Genomic DNA, 21,017 nt, shown 5'->3' with positions numbered 1-21,017 from the left:
GAAGACCGATTGAGGACCGAGATGGAGATGATTGAAGGCCCGCTCAGCATCCTGATCGTCGAGGACAACGCGCCTATGGCGGCGAACATCTACGACTACCTGGAGGCCTGCGGCCACAAGCCCGACGCCGCGCCCGACGGCAAGTCGGGTCTGGGCATGGTGCAGGCGAACCACTACGACGCGATCGTGCTGGACTGGATGATGCCGCGCATGGACGGCCTGGCCATGCTCACGCAGCTGCGGGACCAACTCAAGTCGAGGACGCCGGTGATCATGCTGACGGCGAAAGACCAGCTGGACAGCAAACTGCAGGGCTTTGCGGCCGGGGCCGACGACTACCTCGTCAAGCCGGTCGCGCTGCCTGAACTTGAAATGCGGCTGCGGGTGCTGGTGACGCGCAGCCATGCGGCGCAGGCCCCGGGGCAGGTGCTGCAGGCCGGTGACCTGCGCTTCAACCTGCAATCGCTGGTGATCACCCGGGGAGACCGCGAGCTGTCGCTGTCACCGATACGGCGGCAGATACTGGAGGTCTTGATGCGCCGCTCGCCGCACATCGTGAGCCGCGAACACCTGGAAGCGCAGATCTGGGGCGAGCGGACCCTGGACAAGGACATCCTGAGGTCGCACATGCACTTGCTGCGAAAGGAAGTCGATGGCGAGGGGGACCGCAAAATCCTGCACACGGTGTTCGGGCAGGGCTACAGCATACGGGTGCAGGATGGCGAATAAAACACGCATGTTCGACTTGCACTGGCGCATCAGCGCTTTGTTTGTCGCGTTCGGGGTGCTGCTGGCTGTGGGCGTCACCGTCTCGGTGGGCTTCGGCCAGGTGATGATCACGCACCCGGTGTGGGAGCAGATACTGCGCTCGACCACCGAGCATTACATTGCCGGCAGCAAGGGCACGCAGCCCGTGTCTTTGCCGACACAGGGCGCCTACAGGGGATGGCACGTCAGGAACGGCACGGCATTGCCTGCCGACATGCCGGCCTACCTGGCCACGCTGCCCGCCGGGTTCTACAGCGAAGAGGATTTGGACCGGTTTGACGAGCACGACTACGCGGCCCTGGTGACGCCGGTCGCGGACGGCCGCGTGGTCACCCTCATCGACATGACCGACATCGAGCAGCTGCAGAACAAGGTCGGCATAGGCGGCCTGGTCTTTGTGCTGGTCAACCTGGCGCTGGTGGGCGCGACGCTGCTGTGGCTTCACGGCAGCCTGCGCAAGCCGGCCAGGGCGCTGGCGCAGCGCATGGAGGCCCTGGACCCGGAGCAGCCCTCGCAGCGGCTGTCGGTCGACTACCCGCAGGCGGAGCTGCACGACATCGCGGTGCAAGTCAATCGCCACCTGGAAAGGGTGGAGCGCTTTATCGAGCGGGAACGCAGCCTGCTGGACCAGGCCAGCCATGAGTTCCGCACCCCGGTCGCGGTGATCAGCGGCGCGGTGGACGTGCTGGCCCGGCAAACGCTGCCCGCGCAGGCGAAAGGCCCGCTGGAGCGGATTCGCGGCACCGTCGACAACCTGACCGAAACCATGGGCGCCCTGCTGTACCTGTCGCGCGAGCCGGACGGCAACGCGAGGATGGAAACCACCCGGGTCGACCTGATTTTGCAGGAGCTGATGCAGGACCATGAACACCTGCTGGCCTTCAAGCCCGCGCGCTTTGTGCTGGTGGAGTGCGCGAGCCTTTCGGTCAACGCACCGGAAGCGATGCTCAGGATCGTCATTGCCAACCTTCTGCGGAACGCGGCCGAGAACACCCAGAAGGGGGACGTCACGGTCAGCCTCACGCCGCAAAGGCTGCGGGTGAGCGACTCCGGCGAAGGCTTTGACGCGGTGGAGGCCGCGCGCAGCTATAGCGCGGCCTTGCAGACGTCCATGAAGCCCGGCGGCGGCCGGGGGCTTGGGCTGTTTTTGACGAAGCGGATTTGCGAGCGCTTCAAATGGTCGCTCGCGATTTCGTCGGCGGTGGCCAAAGGCTCGGTGGTGGAGATCCGCTTCTAGCCGTTTCTAGTTTCTAACTTCAGACATTCACCAAGCCCAGAAACGACGCCGGGTAGCGCAGACCGGCGGCAGCATCAGGCGGGAAAGCCTTGTCCAGCTCGGCAAGCTCGGCACCACTCAGCTTCACATCGAGCGCGCCAATGTTCTGGTCCAGATAGCTGCGGCGCTTGGTGCCGGGAATCGGGATGATGTCTTCGCCCTGGGCCAGCACCCAGGCCAGCGCGATTTGCGAAGCGGTGACGCCCTTGGCGGCGGCCAGGCTTTTGACGGCGTCGACCAGCGCGAGGTTGCGCTTGAAGTTTTCTTCGGCAAAGCGCGGCGAGAACTTGCGGCGGTAGTCGTCGGCGGGCAGGTCTTCAGGTTTGCTGAAGGCGCCCGTCAAAAAGCCGCGGCCCAGCGGCGAGTAGGCGACAAAGGCCACGCCGTTTTCACGGCAGGCGGCCAGGGTGCCTGTGGCTTCGGGGTCGCGTGTCCACAGCGAATATTCGCTTTGCAGCGCGGCAATCGGGTGGATCTTGCAGGCGCGCGTGATCGTCTCGGCCGAGGCTTCGGACAAGCCCAGGTAACGCACCTTGCCGGCCTTCACCAGCTCGGCCATGGCGCCTACCGTGTCTTCAATCGGCACGGTTTTGTCGACGCGGTGCTGGTAATACAGGTCTATCTGCTCTATGCCGAGACGCTTGAGGCTGGCCTCGCAGGCGGCCTTGACGTACTCGGGCCGGCCGTTGACGCCGCGCACGGCGTCATTGGCCGGGTCGCGGGTGATGCCGAACTTGGTGGCGATAAACACGTCCTTGCGGCGGCCGGCGATGGCTTTGCCTATCAGTAGCTCGTTGGTGTGCGGGCCGTAGATGTCGGAGGTGTCGAGGAAGTTGAGGCCTTTGTCCAGCGCATGGTGAAGGGTGGCGATGGATTCGGTGTCGTCGCGGTTCGCATAAAACTCGCTCATGCCCATGCAGCCCAGGCCGATGGCAGAAATTTGCGGGCCGTTTCGGCCCAGGGTACGGGTTTTGATCATGGTGTGTGTCCTTTGAGTGGTTGGATGGATGGGGTTCAGGCACGCTTGGCGAGCTTGGCGGGTTGGGGCTCGGCTCGCATCTCTTCATAGAGGCGGATTTTTTTGCGGATATAGGCCAGGGTCTCGCGCTGGGTGCGTATCTCGGCCTCGAGGCGCTCGGCATGGGCCTCGAGCAGGGCCTGGCGTTCGGCCGTGCTGGCGGCGGAGGTATTGCCTATGCGCAGCAGCTGGGCATAACGCTGCATGTCGCGCATGGACATGCCGGTGGCGCGCAGGCGCACCAGAAAGTCCAGCCAGCGCATGTCGGCATCGTTGTAGCGGCGCGCGCCGCTGCGCCTGTCTATGGGGGCGATCAGGCCTATCTGCTCGTAATAGCGCAGGGTGTAGGCGCTGAGGCCCGAGGCCTGGGCGGCTTCGGCGATGGTCAGGGAAACAGTGGGGGAATCAATCGATGAGGCGGTCATGTGAGGACTGTAAGACTTCGAGCGCGCTCTAAGTCAAGCGGGTCCTCGCATAAAACCCTGCTGGCGGTGTGGCACCGCCTTGCGCCGCTTTGCTCAGCGGGTAATCACCACCAGCACACTGCAGGGCGCATGTGCGATCAGTGATTTGGAGACCGAGCCGCGCCACCAGCGGGCGGCCCAGCCTTCGAGGTGTTTGTGGCCGACGACGATCAGGTCGGCGTCCATCTGTTTGGCGTAGTTCGCGATTTCATCGACGGTTTCGCCGTAGAGCACTTCGCCCTTGGCCTCATGGCCGGCTTCTATGAGCCGGCGCAGGCCGTCGTTGAGGATGCCCTGGTACCTGGCCTTGTCTTCCTCGATGATGCTTTGTTCGTAGATCACACCTTCGGCGGCGACGACCCGCCGCTGCAGGGACATCACGGCGATCAGTGTCAAGGAGGCCCCGCTCCACTGCGCGATCTCGCGGCAGTCCAGCAAGGCTTTCTGGCCGGGTGTGGAACCGTCGTAAGCCAGCAAAATTCGTTTGTACATGATGTGTCTCCCGAATGAAGTGACTGGGCGATTCCAGAATAGGCCTGCCGTGGGTGCCGGTCAAATGATCGCCCCTGCGGCAGCAGGGTCGCCGCACTGGCGGTGGGGAAATACACAGGCGACAATCGGAACTCAGCCCCGATTTTTCCGACGACTCCCCGACCCCACAAAGCAGCCCATGACCCAAGACCCCCAGCGCGCACAGGAACTCAAGAAGATGGAACTTTGCGAGTCCTGCGCGGGCATACAGCGCCACTGGCGCAAGGCGCCCGGCCACCCGGAGCTGGTGCAGGGCGACCCGCGCCATGAAACGCGGCGCCACGGCCTGATCACCATCACGCGCTACAAATGCGACCGCTGCGGCACGGCCTGGGAATACGAGAACGACAAGACCAACCAGAAGGCCGGCTGGTCTGTGGTGGGGCGCTGAAGGGCCCCTGCTTTACGCGAGGTTCACGCGATTGCGGCATTGGCTGACGCCGGAAACTCTGCATGGGGTGCAGCATCGAAGGGATGATGAAAGCACCCGACACACAACACTCCCCGCAACGGCGCCGCTTATTGGCCGCCACCACACACCTGGCCATAGGCGGCGCGGCCTGGCTGGCGCTGTCTGGCGCGCAGGCCCAGCCCAGCTACACGGTGACGACGGCCCAGCTGCAGGACGCGGTTGCCAAGCGCTTTCCGCTGCGCAAGCGCGCCGAGGGCATCCTGGACATCACGGTGCAAGCGCCGCAGCTGCGCATGATGCCCGAGCTGAACCGGCTGGGCGCGGTGATGGCCGTCGAAGCCGGCGGCCCCGCACTGCGGCGCGCCTACCCCGGCACCTTTGACCTGGACTTCGCGCTGCGTTATGAGGCCAGCGACATGACCATACGCGCGCACCAGCTGCGCGTGAACACGCTGCAGTTCGAGGGCGTGCCACCTGAGGTCTCGCTGCTGCTGGCCAGCTACGGGCCGCAGCTGGCCGAGCAGGCGCTGCAGGGCGCGGTGCTGCACACGCTCAAGCCGCAAGACCTGGCGCTGCCCGACAGCATGGGCGTGCAGCCGGGCAGCATCACGGTGACGGCCAGGGGGCTGGTGATTGGGTTTGTGAACAAGCAGCAGCCTTGACTCCTTCCCCCGCTGGGGGAAGGCTGGGATGGGGGCTTGCGGCGTTTGAAACTTCGCCGGCATGTGCTTGAAGGCCGCTGGCCCCTACCCCAACCCTCCCCCAGCGGGGGAGGGAGTTAAAACTCAAAGCGCGGTGAGGCCCGGCTTAGCAGCTGCGCCCTGGGCTCGGTGGGCCAGGCGGCTATCAGCTCCTGCGCCAGGGTATTGAGCAAGCGTGCCACGTCCCCGGCCGCCGAAGCATGCAGGGCTTCGGCCACGATGAGCACGTCGCGTGTGCCTACGCTGACGGCGGACAGGCCGCTTTGCCGGTTCGTCCAGCGGCGCGCATGGGCGTTGGGAAGCGGTTCGGCGACGTCGGCAAATATCACCTCGCCGGGTTCCGGGTGTTCGATCTCCCCGCCAAAGCTCAGATAGTTCTCCACGCCTGTGGCGTAGCGCACTTCAAGTTGTTGCGACACCCTGGCGATGTCAAACACGGCAATCGGAATCGCAAAGGCCAGCGAAATAGCGTTGCATAGATCGACCAGCGGATGCAGCGGGGGCAAGGTGTTCTCCTTGCGAAAGCGCCGCAGCAGCGACTCCGAGGCGCAGCGGTATTGCGTGGGCTTGAGGCCCATGCTGGAAAACACCCGCCGCCAGGCCTGCACTTCGGGAAACTCGCTTTCGGGGCCGGCGGCCAGCCGGGCTTGCGCGATGGCGTTAAAGCGGGCGACCTGCGGGGCGACGTCCACATTCGCGCTGATGCCGCCGGCGTGCAGCACGCCGGGCACCAGGTTGGGGTAGTCGGCCCAGAGGGCGTCTGAATGGCGAAAGAACATGCGCGGTGCTCCATGGGTCTGGGGGAGAAACACCGCGCAGTCTGCCCCCGCGCCGGGCCGGCGTCTTGAACGTTATTGCAGCGTGCCGCCGGCCGCGCGTGCCGTGGCTTGCTGCCAGGCGCCGGGCGTGAAGCCGAACTGGCGCGTGAAGAGGCGCGTCATATGGCTCTGGTCGGCAAAGCCGCAGGCGGCGGCCGCCTGGGCCAGGCCGGTGCCGCCGCGTATCAGGCTGCGCGCGCGCTCGGCGCGCTGCTGCAGCAGCCAGGCGTGGGGCGTGAGGCCAAAGGCTTTTTCAAAATGCCGCAGCAGCTGGAAGCGGCTCAGGCCCGCCATGTGCGCCATCTCGGCCAGGGTGGGCGGCGCGAGCAGATCGGCGGCGATGCGCTCGCGCACCTGGTGGATGTGCGGGTTGATGGCCGCGATGGCCGTGACGGGTTTGGCGGGGCGCTCAGCGGCCAGGGTGTGGCGCTGCGTGAGCAGTTCACAGACGCGCGCCAGCGACTCTTCGCAGGCGAGTGCATCGATGCCCGCACTGCCGCCGCTCCATTGCTGGAGGCGCAGCAGCAGCTGCTCCAGCGCCAGCCTGAGCCGCGCATCCTGGGCGACGGGGCGGGTCAGCTCTATCGAGGCCGCATAGTGCACGCCCAGCGCGGCGGCCATGGCGGCGGGCTCGAGGTAGAGCATGCGCCAGCGCCGCGAAGGCCCGCCCAGCGGCTGGCCGTCATGCACCTCGCCGGGGTTGCACATCAGGATGTCGCCGGCATAGGCCTGAACCTGGCCGCGGCCGCTGGCCGAGGTTTGCGCGCCCTGCTGCAGCCAGCCCACGCCAAAGACGGCATGCGAATGGCGGCGGTAGTGGCGCGCGCTGTCGATGTGCGTGCCATACACACCGTCCCAGGGCGTGGCCAGGACGCGGCATTGGTGCGGGGGCGGGGCGGGCATGAAGGGGATGATGCCACCGGCCAGGCCGGTGCGCCATGCCTTGCGCGGCCGCGGCTTCAGTGCCGCTGGAGCTGCTCAAGCGCCCCGTGCCAGTCTTCCACGTGGTAGCTCAGCACGATTTTGTTGTCTTCGACCGTGTGGATGTCGATGGCCATGATCTCGAAGCCGCGGCCCGTGAAGGGCGCCCCCATGAAGGGCGCGGCAGGCGTGGCGGTGGCACGGCCGCGAACCACAAAACGATTGCCGGCCTGCAGGATTTCCTCGACCTTCCAGCTCAGGTTGGGGAGGGCGCCGCCCACCCGCTGCAGCTGCGCGAGGAACTGGTCGCGTGTCTTCACCGGGCTTGCGTAGTCGCCTATGCTTTGCCAGCCAGGCGAGAGCACCCTGGCCATGCGTGCCGGCAGGTCGGGGCTGGTGGTGGCGCTCAGCACGTCGCTGTAGAGCGCCAGGACCACATCGCGGTCGGCGGCCTGGACCGCGCCAGCGAGGCCGCTTGCCAAGGCAAGGGCCGTGAGGGCTTTTTTCATGTGTTGACTCCGTGTTGTGGGTGAACAAGCCGTTCAGTGCGATGCCCGCACGATGACCTTGCCGCGGGCATGGCCGCCCGCCACCTGCTCCAGGGCGGCGCGCGCGTCGTCGAGTGGGTGGATGGTGTCCAGCACGATCTGCAACTGCTTGGCCTTGAAGGTCTCCAGAATCCCGGACAGGGCCTCGGCATCGTGCTGGAAGAACACAAAGGCGCCCGCCTGGTTGCCGCGCGGCTTGACGGCGAAGTCGACGGTGCTCACCACCGCGCCCTGGGGTGCGAGCACCTGCCATGAACGCTCGAGCGTGTCGCCGCCCACCGTGTCTAGGACCAGGTCCACCCCGCGCAGCAGGCCGGCGAAGTCCTGGCGCTGGTAGTCGATCACCTCGTGGGCGCCCAGCTCCCCGGCCAGGCCCATGTTGCGCGCCGAGGCGGTGGCGATGACATGCGCCCCGGCCTGCCTGGCAAATTGCATGGCAAAGCTGCCGACACCGCCCGCTGCCGCATGGACGAGCACGCGTTGCCCGGCTTGCAGCTTGCCGGCGCCGAACAGGGCCAGCCAGGCCGTGCCCGCGGCCGTCGGCAATGCGGCGGCCTGCTCGAAACTCATGTCGGCCGGCATGGGGCTCAGGGCCTGCGCGGGGACGACGGCCGCCTGCGCGAACGCGCCGCCGACTGTGGGCTCCAGGCGGCCCACCACGCGGTCGCCGGGTTTGAACCGGGCCACGCCGGGGCCGGCCTGCAAGACCACACCGGCCAGGTCGGTGCCCAGCGTGTAGGGCAGGTTCACCGGGAACACCTGCTGCATATGGCCGGCCAGCATCTTGAGGTCCAGCGGGTTCACGCTGGCGGCCTCTATGCGCAGGGACACCTGGCCTGGGCCGGGTTCGGCCGGCGCGAGGTCTTCGAGCACGGCCAGGCTGGGGTTGCCGAATTCGTGGATACGCAGCGCTTTCATGCCGTGCCCTCGCCAGCCTGCTTGTCGAGTGCCGGAAAGGCGCCCAGCTGCTGGAACAGGCCGAACCAGTCCTCCATATGCCAGGTCCGCTTGATGCGCTCGCCCTCGAATTCGTGGAACTCATGGATGCGAAAGCTGACCTTCCTGCCGGTGGCCGCGATGCCGAAGAGGGGCCCCCGGTGGGTGCCGGTGATCTCGGCGCGCACCGCGGCGCGGCCCTGGTCCATCAGCACCTCATGGGCCGTGATGCGCACGTCGGGCAGCGCTTCGATGAAGCCGCGGATGATGGGCTTGAGGCCTTCAGGCCCGGGGCCCTGGCCGGGCGCCAGGGGGATGTCGTCCCAGTCGGCGGTGACGGCGTCATCCAGGAGGTCGGGGTTCTGGTCGCTGAACGCGCGGTACAGCAGGTCTATGGACTGGCGCCGCGCCTGGTCCTGCGCGCTGGGGTTGCCGGGGTTGGAATGGCTCATGAAGTGATCCTTGTTGGTGTGGTGAAGCAATGGCGGAATTCTGGGCACCGCGCTACCATCTGTCCAACAAATGATCTGTATAAATGAATATTTGATTTATGGATTTTCATGGGATAGACCTGAACCTGCTCGCGGCTTTTGACGCGTTGGTGGAGGAGCGCAACGTGACCCGCGCCGCGGTGCGCATGGGCGTGAGCCAGCCGGCGATGAGCGCCGCGCTGTCGCGCCTGCGCACGCTGTTTGAAGACCCCTTGTTTCTGCGCAGCGCCGAAGGCCTGCTGCCCACGCCGCGCGCCAGGGATCTCGCCGGGCCCGTGGCCGATGCGCTGCGGCGGCTGGAGGCGGCCCTGGTGAAAAAGCCCGAGTTCGACCCGGCCCAGGTGACCATGGATTTCACCCTGGGCCTGTCGGACTACCCCGCCTTTGTGCTGCTGCCCGCGCTGTTGAATGCGCTGGAGAAAAAAGCGCCCGGCATCTCGCTGAGCGTGCGCAGCTTCAGCAGCCGGGACAGCGCGGTCGACCTGCTCGACGCCGGCTTGATCGATGCGGCGGTCGGCGTGCCGCCCACGCAGGCGGAAAGCCGGATACTGACCCGCCCCATCCTGCGCGACGACTTCGTCACCATCGTGCGCCGCGACCATCCCGACGCGCGGCGCGGCATGAGCCTGAAAACCTTTCTGTCGCTGCAGCATGTGCTGGCCTCGCCCGAAGGCGATCGTCATGGCCTGGTGGACGAAGCGCTCGCGCAGCTCGGCAAGCGCCGCAAGCTGGCGCTGAGCCTGCCGCAGATGTTCGCGATACCGGCGGTGGTCGCCCAGACCCGGATGACCGCCACGGTCATGAAGCGGGTGGCCCTGCATTCACCGGCCCGGCGCATGCTGGTGCTGTTTCCGCCGCCCGTCGCGCTGCCGCAAGTGCCGTTCGACCTCATCTGGCACCGGCGCAGCGAAACCAACCCGGCCCAGGTGTGGCTCAGGGCATTGATGGAGTCGCTGGCGAAGTCCTTGTAGCCTTGCGCCTTGCCTTGTTGGGAAAGGGCTGGCGGCCCGCGGCGCAAAGCTATGATCCAGCGCAGAGGGGGCGCACCACAGGCCAGGCCTGCGGTGCGCCGGAGGGCAAGTGAAGCAGGACCCGGGCGGCCGGGCTGGCCACAACACAAGAACCATGATGAAAAGAAACACCAAACTGGCCCTGGGGGCCGCGGGGGCCGTGCTGCTGCTGGCGGTGGCAACGGCCGTGCTGATCAGCGTGGACAGCCGGGCCTGGCGCGGCAAGCAGGACAAGGCGACGGCGGCGGCCGTGGCGACTGCAGTCACCGCGCCGCCGGATACCAGCAAAATCCTCGCGGGCATGCAGGAGGTGCTGGCCGGCTACCGCAAAATCATTGTGCTGTTTGCCGATGAAAAAAGCCTGGGCACGAACGAGCGCGCCATGGCCAACCAGGTGGGCCAGGGCCTGTTCCATGAAAACCGTGAGCGTGTGGCCGCTCTGGAGGCGCAGATGGCGGCGCTGGCGGCTTCGGGTAACGCGCAGCGCTTTGACGCGATGGCCGGGCTGCTGGATTACATCGAGAGCGACAAGTCCCTGTTCGACGCGGACCGCCTGGCGTTTCGCGAACTGCTGCGCAGCCTGCAGGCCGCGGTGGCGGCGGACTCTTCACTGCCGGCGATCAAGCTGCACAAGCGCATAGGCGAGGACCTGGACGCGCTGCAGGAGATAGAGCGCAATTACGAAAAAGAAATACGCCTGGTCTTCGGCCGCTTTGAGCCGCGCGCGATTGACCTGAAGCGTGAGCGCTGGGAGGACTATCTGGCCAGCCTCAAGAAGCTGTACACGCGCGCGCAGATTTTGAAAGACTTCGGTGTGGTGATGCCCTACCCCGCACCCAAGGCGCCCACGCGCAAGGCCAAGGGCGAGGAAGAGGGCGAAGTGTTCGGCTACAGCCTGCCGCCCAAGACCGTGGTGCTGACCTTTGACGACGGCCCGCACGGCGTGTACACGGCGGAGATCGCGGCGATTCTCAAGCAGTATGGCGCGCCGGCCATCTTCTTCCAGGTGGGCAGCAACCTGGGCACGGTAGGGGCCGACGGCAAGACCAAGCTCGGCCCGCGCGCCGAGGTGAGCCGCAAGCTGCTGGAAGCGGGCCACACGCTGGCCAACCACAGCATGACGCATGCGCAGCTTTCCAAACTCAAGGGCGACGGGCTCAAGTCGGAGGTGCTGGGCACCGACGAACTGCTCAAGGCGGTGGATGCGCGGCGTTCGCCGCTGTTTCGCTTTCCGTATGGCGCGCGCAATGACGAGGGCCTGGACCTGCTGTCGGGCGCGCAGCTGCGCTCGGTGATGTGGAACATTGATTCGCTGGACTGGGCCGACCCGGTGCCCAGCTCGATTGTGGAGCGCGTGCTGCGCACGGTGGAGAAGGAAGGCCGCGGCATCATCCTGTTTCACGACATTCACGAGCGCACGGTCAAAGCCCTGCCGGCCATCCTGGACCGGCTGGTGGCCGAGGGCTACCAGTTCGCGAACTGGGACGGCAGCGGCTTCAGCATCGCCAAGGGCGCGGCGGCGGCGCCCGCCCCGGTGGCGGCCAACCCGGGCTACAGCGACTCATGGGCCGTGGTGATAGGCATTGACGACTATGCCCACTGGCCCAAGCTGCAGTACGCGGTGCGCGACGCCCGGGCCATCCGCGAGACGCTGGTGCAGCGCTTCGGCTTCAGCGCCGAGCATGTGCTGTCGCTGGAAAACCGCGAGGCGACGCGCGCCGGCATACTCGCGGCCTTTAACGACAAGCTGGCGCGCAGCGGCATGAAAAAGAACGACAGGCTGTTTGTGTTCTTCGCGGGCCACGGCGCGACGCGCCAGCTGAGCTCGGGCCGCGACCTGGGCTACATCATCCCGGCCGATTCGGACCCGAACAAGATCGCGACCGACGCGGTGCCCATGACAGAGCTGCAGAACATCGCCGAAAGCGTGACGGCCAAACATGTGCTGTTTGTGATGGACGCCTGCTACAGCGGCCTGGGGCTGACGCGCGGCGCGGGCAGCGGCAACTTCTTGCGGGACAACGCCAAGCGCCTGGGCCGGCAGATGCTGACGGCCGGCGGCGCCGACCAGCTGGTGGCCGACGGCGGGCCCAACGGGCATTCGGTGTTTACCTGGACGCTGCTGCAGGCCATGGCCGGCAAGGCCGACCTCAACGGCGACGGCCTGATCACCGCGACCGAGCTGGCCGCGTATGTGGCGCCGGCGGTGTCGGCCGTGTCGCGCCAGACGCCGGCCTTCGGTAGCCTGCCGGGTTCGGAAGGCGGCGACTTTGTGTTCGCGCTGCCGGTGGAGGCGGAGTTTTTGAGCGCGCAGACCAGCCAGTTGTCGGGGGACGCGATCGCGCTGAACAGCAAGCTGGATGCCACACGGCCGCCGGCGCCCACACCCGCTGCCGCGCCCGCCGCTGCCGACAGCCCCGCCGCGCTGCCGGTATCGGCCACGGTGGTGGTGAAGGATTTGCAGGGCGGCGAGCAGAAGATCGTCACGCCGCTGGCCGTGCCGAGTTCGGCGCGCCAGCTGGCGCAGCGCGCCAACGACCGCGGCCTGCAGCTCTACAAGGAAAAAAATTACGCCGAGGCGGAAGCGCAGTTCACCGAGGCGCTGAAGCTGCGGCCGGATTTTGCGCTGGCCGCGAACAACCTGGGCTTTGTCTACTTCAAGCAGGACAAGTTCAAGGAAGCGGCGCGCTGGTTTGAGAACACGGTGAAGATGGACCCATCACGCGCGATTGCCTACCTGAACCTGGGCGATGCCCATGCGAAGGCGGGCGACGGCGAGAAGGCGAAAAAAGCCTTTCGCGCCTACCTGGAGCTCGCGCCCACGGGGCCGGGCGCGGGCCATGCGAAGCAGGAGCTGGAGAAGGGCTGAGCCGCGACAGGCCAGGCGGAAAAACAAAAAGGGGCAGCTGAAACAGCTGCCCCTTTTTTTGCGCGCTTGCTTACTTGCTTGCGGCGGCTTTCACGTCGGTCTTGGCTTCGGCCTTGACAGCATTGGTGTCGAGCTTGGCCTTGGCCTTGTCGGCGCCGGTTTCCACTTTCAGCGAGTCGACCTTGGCGTTGGCGTCAACCTTGGTGGAAGCGGCTTTGGCGTCTGCCTTGATGCCGGTCTTTTCAGCCTTGGCGTTGGCCTTGGCCTGGTCGTCAGCGTCGGCCTTGGCAGCTTTGGCTTCGGCCTTGGCTTTCACCTTGGCAGCCTTGGCATCGGCCTTGGCGGTTTTTGCGGCGGCTGCGGCTTCGGCCTTGGCGACCTTGGCGTCTGCCTTGGCATCGACCTTGGCTTCGCTCTTCACGGCACCGGCGACAGCTTTGTCGGCCTTGGCTTCCGCCTTGACTTCAGCTTTGGTTGCGGCCGAAGCGGCCGGTGCGGTGGGTGCAGGGGTTTGTGCGGAAGCGATGCCAACGAACAGGGTGGCAATCAGGGTAGCGAGCAGTTTGTTCATGAGAGAGAGTCCTTTGGATATGGAAGGTTGAATCGTTGATATCACGTAGCCTCGTGTTCAACGGCATGGCGCCGCGCGCTGTTGACCCCGCACACACACCGTTGCACTTGAGGGCTTGCGCTTAACCTCTTTTGTCGCTGTGCGGCGACAAATGCGTGGGCAGCATGGCCGCCATGTAGGATGTGGCGCATCGAGACTGCAGGACAAAAGCGAACGGCATGCGCAACACAACACCCTCCCAAAAAATCGTCATCGCGGGCGGCGGCGTGATCGGCAGTGCGATCGCCTACTTTCTTGCAAGCCATCCGCGCTTTGCCGGCGAGGTCACGGTGATAGAGCGCGACCCGACTTATGCGCAGGCTTCGTCGGCGCTGTCGGCCAGCTCGATACGCCAGCAGTTCTCGCAGCCGGTGAACATCGCGGTCTCGCAGTTCGGCATACAGTTTCTTCGCAACATCCACCAGCACCTGGCCGTCGACGGCAGCGTGCCCGAGATCGGTTTGGCCGAGCGCGGCTATCTTTATCTGGCAACCGATGCCGGCGCGGCCACCTTGCGCGAGAACCATGCGACGCAGCGCGCCATGGGCGTGGAGGTCGCGCTGCTGGAGCCCGCGCAATTGCGGCAGCGCTTTCCCTGGCTCAATGCGGACGACCTCGCGCTGGGTTCTTTGGGCCTGGCGGGCGAGGGCTGGTTTGACGGCTACGGCCTGCTGATGGCCTTTAAACAAAAAGCGCGCAGCCTGGGCGTGCAGTATGTGAAGGCCGAGGCCACGGGCTTTGTGCACAGCGCGGGCCGCGTGACGGCGGTGGCGCTGCAGGGCGGCGCGCAGCTGCCTTGCGACTGGGCAGTGAACGCGGCGGGCGCCTGGGCGCGGCCGCTGATGGCAGGCACGGGGCTGGACCTGCCGGTGTATGGGCGCAGGCGCTGTGTGTATGCCTTTGCCAGCCCCGCGAAGACGCCCGACTGCCCGCTGGTGATAGACACCAGCGGCCTGTGGTTCCGGCCCGAGGGTGATATCTGGATTTGCGGATTGCCCCCCGCCGAAGGCAATGACGACAACGATGCACCGCTGGACGTGGACCACGAACTCTTCGACCAGGCCTGGCTGACGCTCGCGCACCGCGTGCCGGGTTTTGAGGCGCTGCGCCTGCAGCGCGCCTGGGCCGGCTATTACGAATACAACACGCTGGACCACAACGCGCTGCTGGGCCCGCACCCGGCCTTGCCCAACCTGCTGCTGGCCAACGGCTTCAGCGGCCACGGCCTGCAGCAGTCGCCGGCCGTGGGGCGGGGCCTGGCGGAGTGGATCTGCGAGGGGGCTTACACCAGCCTGGATTTGTCGCCGCTGGCGGCCGGGCGGCTGGTGAGCGGTGAGGCCTTGATCGAGAAGAACGTGATCTGAGGCAACGTCAAACAGCAAACAGCTTGCCGCTGAACACCCAGTGCAGGGTGCGCACGGTGAGCACCGCCAGCACCAGCGTCAGCACCCCCAGCAGCAGGCCGGCCAGCCCGTGCAGCAGCGCGCCGCCCTGGGCCTGGGCATAGACGATGGCGGCGCTGGCCAGCGCAGCCATGGGGAAGCTCACGGCCCAGGAGCCCGGCGAGAAGCGCACATCGCGGCGAAACACCTTGGGCGCAACCACGGCAAACACAAACAAGCCGAAATAAAACAGCGCGCCCGCGAAGCGGTCGACCTGGCCGAAGACATGGACCCAGGCCAGGAAGCCGACGGCAAAGGGCGCCATCAAAATCATCAGCGAGGGCCGCATGCGCGCGGGCAGGGGATCGCCGTGGGCCAGGCGGTGGATGATCAGCGTCCACAGCACCAGCGCGAGCATGGCGCCGACGGCCATGGCCCCCAAATTGATTTCAGCGGCCCAGGCCATGGGCATATGGCCGCCGGTCACGCCTATGTCGAGCACGCCGACGCCGGGGATGATCCACACCGGCAGCATGTGGCCGGGGGCCAGCTTGCCCTTGAGCAGGCGGCTGCCGACCAGCCATGCAAGCGCCAGGGTGACGGCCACGCCCACCGTCCACAGCGCCTGCGCGAACGCCTGGCCGTAGGGCATGAGCACTGAGGACAGCAGCAGCAGCGAGATGGCGAGCTGGCCGAAGAAGTTGCCGGAGACCGGGTCGCTGAATTCCTCGCGCACGGCGGCCGGGTGCAGCGCGAGCTTCGCGAGGTAGCCGGCAGAGTGCGCAACGAAAACGGTCAGCGCGAAAAAACCCATGGCCTCGCCGACCACAACAGGCGCGCCAAAGGCCGGTACCGCGAGCCGCCAGGCCAGGGCCATGCCGGCCAGGCCCATGACGGCGCCGTAGAGGTTGATGGGCAGCTGGCGTATGGAATAGGCGCCGGTGGCGGGAGCCGGGCCGGCGGCGGTGGGGGCGACGAGGGTGTTCATGGAAGTGTCTTTGGCTGAATTTGTCGTTCAGGTAATTTTCGGCTAAGCTGACTTGAATTCAACACCGCGCATGCGGCGAATCCAGCCAAAGAGGCCCCCATGTCCGCCACCCGCCAGGTTTGCATACTTGCCGTGCCGCGTGTCCAGCTGCTCGACGTGATCGGGCCGGCAGACGTATTTGCCGAAGCCGCGCAGCAGCTGAACGACCCGCGCGCCTACCGGCTGCGGCTGATAGGCACGCAAGCCGGTGAAATCAAGGGCAGCAACGGCATGCGCATGGCGGTGGACAGCACCATCCAGACCTACCGCGGCCGGATAGACACTTTGCTGGTGGCGGGCAGCCCGCTGGCCGAGGAGCTGACCGGCAAGCCGGAGATCAGCGCCTGGCTGGTGCGGCAGGCGCGCACGGTGCGGCGCCTGGGTTCGGTCTGCACGGGCGCGTTTTTGCTGGCCGAGGCGGGCCTGCTGGACGGCAAGCGCGTGGCCACGCACTGGAATTCAACGGACCGGCTGGCCGCGTGCTTTCCCGCGCTACGGGTGGAGGCCGATGCGATTTATGTGAGGGACGGCAACACCTACACCTCGGCCGGCGTGACGGCGGGCATGGACCTGGCGCTGCACCTGGTGGAGGAAGACCACGGGCGCGACATTGCCCTGAAGGTGGCGCGCAAGATGGTGATGTTCCTCAAGCGGCCGGGCGGGCAGTCGCAGTTCAGCGCCCACCTGGCGGCGCAGACGGCCGACAAGTCGGTGGTGCGCGAGATCCAGGACTATGTGCTGGCGCACCTGGGCGAGGATCTCTCGGTGCCGGCGCTGTGCCGGCGCGCCGCGATGAGCGAGCGCAACTTCGCGCGAGTGTTCCGCGCGGCCACCGGGCTGACGCCGGCCAGCTTTGTGGAGGCGGCGCGTATAGACGAAGCGCGGCGGCAGGTGGAAGCCTCCGAGGTGCCGATCAAGAAGCTGGCCGACACGCTGGGTTATGCCAATGCCGACGGCTTTCGGCGCGCCTTCACGCGGCGGCTGGGCGTGAGCCCGAATGACTACCGCAAGCGTTTTACGGGTGGGCGCGCGGGCTGAGTGGCCTCACCGCCGCTCCGAAAACGCGGATGTGAGCCGCATTGAATGAAATACGGCTCAAATTTTGAGCCGTATTCCGGGCACTTTACTTCTCGCTGTCCAGATGCGCCATCTGCTCGGCGCCATACCGCGTGCCGGCCACGGCATCGGCGGGCAGCGCGGCTTCAATGCGCTTAAGGTCTTCGCTGCCCAGCGTGAGCTTGAGCGCACCCAGCGATTCGTCCAGCTGCTTCAAGGTGCGCGAGCCGACCAGCGCCACCATGTCCACGCCCAGGGCCTTGCCGCGCGCCAGCACCCAGGCAATCGCGACCTGCGAGGCCGTGGCGCCCAGGCCGGCGGCGAGTTGCTGCAGCACATCGACCAGCTGCTGGTTTTTGGCGGCGTTGTCGCCGGTGAAGCGCGGCAGGTGGGCGCGAAAGTCATTCGGCCCTGTGGGTTTGGAGCCTGACAGCAGGCCGCGTGAGAGCACACCGTAGGCGGTCACGCCTATGCCCAGCTGCCTGAGCACCGGAAAGATTTCGGCCTCGGGCCCGCGGCTGATCAGCGAGTACTCGATCTGCAGATCCGTGATCGGGTGCACGGCGTGCGCTTTTTGGATGGTGTCGGCGCCGACTTCGCTCAGGCCGATGTGGCGCACAAAACCGGCTTTGACCATGTCGGCGATGGCGCCAATCGTGTCTTCAATCGGCACATTCGGGTCGAGACGCGCGATGCGGTAGATGTCGATGTGGCCGGTGCCCAGGCGCTGCAGGCTGTAGGCCAGGAAGTTCTTGACGGCGGCGGGCCGACCGTCCATGCCTATCCAGCCGGCGCTGGGGTCGCGCATCGCGCCGAACTTGACGGAGACCAGCGCCTCATCGCGCCGGCCTTTGAGCGCGCGGCCCAGCAACATCTCGTTGTGGCCCATGCCGTAGAAGTCGCCGGTGTCTATGAGGTTGATGCCGGCGTCGAGCGCGGCATGGACGGTGGCGATGCTCTGCGCCTCGTCACTGGCGCCGTACATGCCGGACATGCCCATGGCGCCCAGGCCAATGGTGGAAACGGATTGCGGGCCTTTGGCGCCCAGACGGGTTTGGGCAAGGGTGGTGGTGTTCATGGGAGCCTTTCGGTGAATTCGGAGTCAGTGAATGGATGTTCGGTAGAAGGACTATATTGATTTCAATTACCGGAATAAACTGCCATTCATCAAAATAACTGTTACCTGATTCAAGAACAATAAGGCTGAATTCATGAGTGTTGACCGCTACAAAGCGATGGAAGTGTTTAACCGCGTGGTCGAGCTGGGTAGCTTTACCGCGGCGGCCACGGCGCTGCACATGCCCAAGGCGCGCGTGACAACGACGGTGCAGGAACTCGAGGCGCACCTGGGCGTGCGCCTGCTGAACCGCACCACACGCCGGCTGAGCCTGACGGACGACGGCGCGCTGTACCACCAGCGCGCACTGGCCATGCTGCAGGACATGGGCGAGCTCGAGGGCGCGCTGCGCCGCTCCGTGGCCACGCCGGCCGGGCGGCTGCGCGTGGACGTGCCGGCCGCCGTGGGCCGGCATGTGGTCTCGCCGGCGTTGCCGGAATTCTTCAAGCGCTACCCGGACATGGTGCTGGAGCTGGGCAGCAGCGACAGGCCGGTGGACCTGGTGGCCGAGGGCGTGGACTGCGTGATTCGCGGCGGCCTGCTGCACGACGAGACCCTGGTGGCGCGGCCGCTGGGCCGGCTCAAGGTGGTGACCTGCGCCGCGCCCTCCTACCTGGCCCAGTACGGCACGCCGAAAACCCTGGAGGACCTGGAGCAGCACCGCTTCGTGAACTTCCACTCGGCCAAGACAGGCAGGATTTTTCCGTTTGAATTTTCAAAAGGCGGCGAGACGCGGCAGATCAACCGCCCGCACTGGGTGACCTGCAACGACGCCGACAGCCACATGAGCGCGGTGCTGGCTGGCCTGGGCCTGTCGCAGCCACCGCTGACCCGGCGCACCTGCGCGCTGCTGGAGAGCGGCGCGCTGGTGCGCGTGCTGCCCGACTGGCAACCCGAAGACCTGCCCATGGTGGTGATGTACCCGCGCAACCGCCACCTGACGGCCAAGGTCAGGGCCTTTGCCGACTGGGTGGCGGAGGTGTTCAAGGCGGAGTTCGCGGCGGGGGCGAAGCTGTACCCGCAGTAGCGGTGCAGCCTCAGGCGGCCGCGCGGCTTAGCTTGACGGGCGCGAAATCGACGGGCACCGCGAACGCCACGTTGACGTAGTTGGTGAAGAGGTTGAGCGCCACATGCGCGAGGATCTCGACCACCTGCTCATCGCTGAAGCCGGCCTTGCGAAGGGCCTGCACGTCGGCCTCGGACACATTGCCGCGTTCGTTCACGAGCTTGAGCGCAAATGCGAGCGCCGCAGCGGTGGCCGGGTCGGCGGATTCACCGCGCTGCGCGGCAGCCATGCCCTCGGCGCTGACGCCGGCCTTGCGGCCCAACGCGGTGTGGGCGGCCAGGCAGTATTCGCAGGCGTTGCGGTCGGCGACCGCGACGGCGATCTGCTCGCCGAGTTTGGCGCCAAGGGTGCCGCCGCCCAGGGCGCCGAAGAAGCCCCACATGCTTTGGAGCGCGGCCGGCGAATTGGCAACGGCCTTGAACATATTGGGCGTGGCGCCGAAGGCCTGGTGGACCTGGTCGAGCAAGGCCTTGCGGTCTGCGGTGGTGGCGCTACGGTCTATCAATGGGATGCGTGACATGGTGGAGTCCTTGGAAAGTTGAAAGGGAAAACTGAACATTTCGTGCGGCCAGGGGCTTGAGGCCCCCTCGCTGCACGGGATGCAGTTTCCCGTGACAATCTGGACGGATTGGATCAATTCATCCATCAAATCATCCTTATCATCCAGACATGTCCAACACAAGCCTCCCCACGAACCAAGGACTGGACCGGCTTTCCGCGCTGATGGACCGCTTTCGCGTGCGGGCCCATATGTTCCACAACGGGCCGCTGTGCGGCGTCACCCACTTCACGCCCGAGGCCGGGCTGGGGTTTTTGCATGTGATGCGACGCGGGACCATGGTGGTGACGCACCGCGCGGGCACAGGTGCGCCGCGCCGCGTGGAGGTGAACGAGCCCAGCCTGGTGTTTTACCCAAGGCCTTTGGCGCACGACTTTCACAATGCGCCGGTGGAAGGCGCCGACTTCAGCTGCGCGACGCTGGCTTTTGACGGCGGCGCCGGCCACCCGCTGGCGCGTGCCTTGCCGGCGCTGGTGGTGCTGCCGCTGGCGCGCGTGCAAGGGCTGGAGCACACGCTGGCGCTGCTGTTTGCCGAGACCGAGCAGGTGCGCTGCGGCCAGCGCCTGCTGGCCGACCGGCTGTTCGAAGTGCTGCTGCTGCAGTTGCTGCGCTGGCTGCTGGACAACCCGCCCGAAGGCGGCGCGCCCGAGGGCCTGCTGGCGGGCCTGGCCGAACCGCGCCTGGCGCGCGCGCTGGTCGCGGTGCATGAAAAGCCCGGCGAGGCCTGGAGCCTGGAGCTGCTGGCGCAAGCCGCCGGCATGTCGCGCAGCGCCTTCGCGCTGCTGTTCAAGCAGAAGGTGGGGCAAACACCGGCGGACTACCTGGCCACATGGCGGCTGGCAATTGCCCAGGCCGAATTGCGCGGCGGCCAATCCCTCAAGGCGATCGCTGCACAACTGGGTTATGCCAATGCTTCGGCGCTGTCGCGCCTGTTTGTGCAGAAGACGGGGACCTCGCCACGCGAGTGGGCCAAAACGGTTTCCTAGCGGCCTTGCGGCATCAGGGCCAGCAGCACAAAGCCGCCGGCCAGCGCGAGGTTCTTGAAGAAATGCAGGACCTGGTTGCGCAGCGCTTGCGGCGTGGCCGTCCAGAAGTTGTGGGCGATGAAAGCGTCGGCCAGCAAAAAGGCCGCGGCGGCCAACGCGAACCAGCGCACCTGCCAGCCGAAGGCGAGCGCCAGGCCGGCGGCGACCTCGATTGCGCCTATCGCCGCTGCGGTGTAGTTGCGTTGCCGGGCCGATTCAATGAAGTGCGAAGCGCCTGGGCCGATAAAGGCCAGGGCCATGAGGATGCGGACGAGAGTGAAGATGGTGATGGGTTGCATGGTGCCTCCTGGGCGTTGGGATATCTGAATTAACAATCGGGAGGTGTGGTCTTGCTCCTTCCCCCGCTGGGGGAAGGCAGGGATGGGGGCTGTCGGCGCCTGATATTCGCTGC

At 66.4% G+C, this 21,017-nt stretch carries 23 protein-coding genes; 10 read left to right on the top strand and 13 right to left on the bottom strand.

Features of this window, described 5'->3' with window-relative positions:
- Nucleotides 1–9: 9 nt before the first annotated feature.
- Entirely contained in the window at nucleotides 10–729 is a 720-nt protein-coding gene (locus AC1D09_RS17745; RefSeq protein WP_477701154.1) for a response regulator transcription factor, read from the top strand.
- A 7-nt stretch (nucleotides 730–736) separates the two neighbouring features.
- Entirely contained in the window at nucleotides 737–2,005 is a 1,269-nt protein-coding gene (locus AC1D09_RS17740) for a sensor histidine kinase (protein ID WP_477662262.1), read from the top strand.
- Between the two features lie 19 nt (nucleotides 2,006–2,024).
- Here AC1D09_RS17740 and AC1D09_RS17735 read toward each other — a convergent pair whose 3' ends face one another.
- From AC1D09_RS17735 to AC1D09_RS17725, 3 genes are all read right to left on the bottom strand, one after another.
- Nucleotides 2,025–3,023 (bottom strand): aldo/keto reductase, encoded by a 999-nt coding sequence (locus AC1D09_RS17735; protein WP_477662261.1) that lies wholly within the window; start codon nucleotides 3,021–3,023, stop codon nucleotides 2,025–2,027.
- A gap of 35 nt (nucleotides 3,024–3,058) precedes the next feature.
- Entirely contained in the window at nucleotides 3,059–3,487 is a 429-nt protein-coding gene (locus AC1D09_RS17730) for a MerR family transcriptional regulator (RefSeq protein WP_477662260.1), read from the bottom strand.
- 93 nt (nucleotides 3,488–3,580) lie between these two features.
- Nucleotides 3,581–4,018, bottom strand: a complete 438-nt coding sequence (locus AC1D09_RS17725) for a universal stress protein (RefSeq protein ID WP_477662259.1) — start codon at nucleotides 4,016–4,018, stop codon at nucleotides 3,581–3,583.
- A 178-nt stretch (nucleotides 4,019–4,196) separates the two neighbouring features.
- Here AC1D09_RS17725 and AC1D09_RS17720 point away from each other — a divergent pair, with 178 nt between their 5' ends.
- Nucleotides 4,197–4,448 (top strand): hypothetical protein, encoded by a 252-nt coding sequence (locus AC1D09_RS17720; RefSeq protein WP_007874612.1) that lies wholly within the window; start codon nucleotides 4,197–4,199, stop codon nucleotides 4,446–4,448.
- A gap of 83 nt (nucleotides 4,449–4,531) precedes the next feature.
- Complete coding sequence (locus AC1D09_RS17715) at nucleotides 4,532–5,131, top strand: DUF1439 domain-containing protein (RefSeq protein ID WP_477662258.1); 600 nt, start codon at nucleotides 4,532–4,534, stop codon at nucleotides 5,129–5,131.
- A gap of 116 nt (nucleotides 5,132–5,247) precedes the next feature.
- Here the strand turns inward: AC1D09_RS17715 and AC1D09_RS17710 are convergent, their stop codons facing one another.
- The 5 genes from AC1D09_RS17710 to AC1D09_RS17690 form a co-directional block, all read right to left on the bottom strand.
- Nucleotides 5,248–5,949, bottom strand: coding sequence for a B3/B4 domain-containing protein (locus AC1D09_RS17710; protein ID WP_477662257.1), 702 nt, complete (start codon nucleotides 5,947–5,949; stop codon nucleotides 5,248–5,250).
- 72 nt (nucleotides 5,950–6,021) lie between these two features.
- Nucleotides 6,022–6,891: a helix-turn-helix domain-containing protein gene (locus tag AC1D09_RS17705; RefSeq protein ID WP_477662256.1), complete on the bottom strand. Its 870-nt coding sequence runs from the start codon at nucleotides 6,889–6,891 to the stop codon at nucleotides 6,022–6,024.
- A 56-nt stretch (nucleotides 6,892–6,947) separates the two neighbouring features.
- On the bottom strand, nucleotides 6,948–7,418 hold the full coding sequence (locus AC1D09_RS17700; RefSeq protein ID WP_477662255.1) for an ester cyclase: 471 nt from the start codon (nucleotides 7,416–7,418) through the stop codon (nucleotides 6,948–6,950).
- 33 nt (nucleotides 7,419–7,451) lie between these two features.
- On the bottom strand, nucleotides 7,452–8,375 hold the full coding sequence (locus tag AC1D09_RS17695) for an NADP-dependent oxidoreductase (protein ID WP_477662254.1): 924 nt from the start codon (nucleotides 8,373–8,375) through the stop codon (nucleotides 7,452–7,454).
- Nucleotides 8,372–8,845: an ester cyclase gene (locus AC1D09_RS17690; RefSeq protein WP_477662253.1), complete on the bottom strand. Its 474-nt coding sequence runs from the start codon at nucleotides 8,843–8,845 to the stop codon at nucleotides 8,372–8,374. The genes AC1D09_RS17695 and AC1D09_RS17690 overlap by 4 nt, the downstream gene beginning before the upstream one ends.
- A 98-nt stretch (nucleotides 8,846–8,943) precedes the next feature.
- Here AC1D09_RS17690 and AC1D09_RS17685 point away from each other — a divergent pair, with 98 nt between their 5' ends.
- Both AC1D09_RS17685 and AC1D09_RS17680 read left to right on the top strand, forming a co-directional pair.
- Nucleotides 8,944–9,855 carry a LysR family transcriptional regulator gene (locus tag AC1D09_RS17685; protein ID WP_477662252.1) on the top strand — a complete coding sequence of 304 codons (912 nt, stop codon included), beginning with the start codon at nucleotides 8,944–8,946 and terminating at the stop codon, nucleotides 9,853–9,855.
- A gap of 157 nt (nucleotides 9,856–10,012) precedes the next feature.
- Nucleotides 10,013–12,763, top strand: a complete 2,751-nt coding sequence (locus AC1D09_RS17680) for a polysaccharide deacetylase family protein (protein ID WP_477662251.1) — start codon at nucleotides 10,013–10,015, stop codon at nucleotides 12,761–12,763.
- Between the two features lie 70 nt (nucleotides 12,764–12,833).
- On the opposite strand, the gene AC1D09_RS17675 is transcribed toward AC1D09_RS17680, so the two are convergent.
- Complete coding sequence (locus tag AC1D09_RS17675) at nucleotides 12,834–13,334, bottom strand: hypothetical protein (protein ID WP_477662250.1); 501 nt, start codon at nucleotides 13,332–13,334, stop codon at nucleotides 12,834–12,836.
- A 218-nt stretch (nucleotides 13,335–13,552) separates the two neighbouring features.
- Between AC1D09_RS17675 and AC1D09_RS17670 the strand changes: the two genes are divergently transcribed.
- Nucleotides 13,553–14,737: an NAD(P)/FAD-dependent oxidoreductase gene (locus AC1D09_RS17670; RefSeq protein ID WP_477662249.1), complete on the top strand. Its 1,185-nt coding sequence runs from the start codon at nucleotides 13,553–13,555 to the stop codon at nucleotides 14,735–14,737.
- Between the two features lie 7 nt (nucleotides 14,738–14,744).
- Here AC1D09_RS17670 and AC1D09_RS17665 read toward each other — a convergent pair whose 3' ends face one another.
- Entirely contained in the window at nucleotides 14,745–15,743 is a 999-nt protein-coding gene (locus AC1D09_RS17665) for an SLAC1 anion channel family protein (protein ID WP_477662248.1), read from the bottom strand.
- A 99-nt stretch (nucleotides 15,744–15,842) separates the two neighbouring features.
- On the opposite strand from AC1D09_RS17665, the gene AC1D09_RS17660 reads away from it, so the two are divergent.
- Complete coding sequence (locus AC1D09_RS17660) at nucleotides 15,843–16,820, top strand: GlxA family transcriptional regulator (protein WP_477662247.1); 978 nt, start codon at nucleotides 15,843–15,845, stop codon at nucleotides 16,818–16,820.
- Nucleotides 16,821–16,905: 85 nt separating this feature from the next.
- Here the strand turns inward: AC1D09_RS17660 and AC1D09_RS17655 are convergent, their stop codons facing one another.
- Nucleotides 16,906–17,916, bottom strand: a complete 1,011-nt coding sequence (locus tag AC1D09_RS17655; RefSeq protein WP_477662246.1) for an aldo/keto reductase — start codon at nucleotides 17,914–17,916, stop codon at nucleotides 16,906–16,908.
- 133 nt (nucleotides 17,917–18,049) lie between these two features.
- On the opposite strand from AC1D09_RS17655, the gene AC1D09_RS17650 reads away from it, so the two are divergent.
- The gene (locus AC1D09_RS17650) at nucleotides 18,050–18,982 is read left to right on the top strand and encodes a LysR family transcriptional regulator (RefSeq protein WP_477662245.1); all 933 of its coding nucleotides are present in this window, start codon (nucleotides 18,050–18,052) and stop codon (nucleotides 18,980–18,982) included.
- 10 nt (nucleotides 18,983–18,992) lie between these two features.
- Here AC1D09_RS17650 and AC1D09_RS17645 read toward each other — a convergent pair whose 3' ends face one another.
- Nucleotides 18,993–19,541: a carboxymuconolactone decarboxylase family protein gene (locus AC1D09_RS17645; protein ID WP_477662244.1), complete on the bottom strand. Its 549-nt coding sequence runs from the start codon at nucleotides 19,539–19,541 to the stop codon at nucleotides 18,993–18,995.
- Between the two features lie 149 nt (nucleotides 19,542–19,690).
- Between AC1D09_RS17645 and AC1D09_RS17640 the strand changes: the two genes are divergently transcribed.
- Entirely contained in the window at nucleotides 19,691–20,566 is an 876-nt protein-coding gene (locus tag AC1D09_RS17640) for an AraC family transcriptional regulator (RefSeq protein ID WP_477662243.1), read from the top strand.
- Here the strand turns inward: AC1D09_RS17640 and AC1D09_RS17635 are convergent.
- Entirely contained in the window at nucleotides 20,563–20,904 is a 342-nt protein-coding gene (locus AC1D09_RS17635; protein ID WP_477662242.1) for a hypothetical protein, read from the bottom strand. The two genes, AC1D09_RS17640 and AC1D09_RS17635, sit on opposite strands and share 4 nt — an antisense overlap.
- Nucleotides 20,905–21,017: the final 113 nt, after the last annotated feature.

The organism is Polaromonas sp. P1_A2, assembly GCF_056406895.1.
Note: the sequence above shows the minus strand (reverse complement) of the source record. Positions and strands in the feature narration are given on the sequence as shown.